General features: G+C 52.9%; 1 protein-coding gene. It reads right to left on the bottom strand.

The window, feature by feature from the left end:
• Nucleotides 1-91 precede the first annotated feature (91 nt).
• Nucleotides 92-308, bottom strand: a 217-nt coding sequence (locus tag DJ021_RS19045; RefSeq protein ID WP_207801918.1) for a hypothetical protein, incomplete at its 5' end; no start/stop codon positions are given.

Raw genomic sequence — 308 nt, 5'->3', positions numbered from 1 at the left:
GAAGAGACAGAGACAGCGACAGAGAAAGAGAAGAGAAAGAGACAAAGAGAGAAAGAGCATCTCCATGGGTGGAGAAGGTGACAAGGTTGGATTACTGCTGAAGAGCAAAGGTCTTGCTGAGGATCATGTCGTCGGTGGTAAAGTCAGCGGCCTTTCGGTAGGTTCCCCTCCCAAAGTCAAGCTCGTATGAGTCCCTCAGCCCCTCCACCAAGTCAAACTCTGGGGTCAAACCCAGCTCCCTCTTTGCCTTCTCCACCGACGCGAAGAAATGCTGGTCGCGGAAGGGGAATGCCTTGAGCTTCCCGAAA

This window comes from Phenylobacterium hankyongense, assembly GCF_003254505.1.
In the GTDB taxonomy this organism is placed as follows: Bacteria; Pseudomonadota; Alphaproteobacteria; order Caulobacterales; family Caulobacteraceae; genus Phenylobacterium; species Phenylobacterium hankyongense.
Note: the sequence above shows the minus strand (reverse complement) of the source record. Positions and strands in the feature narration are given on the sequence as shown.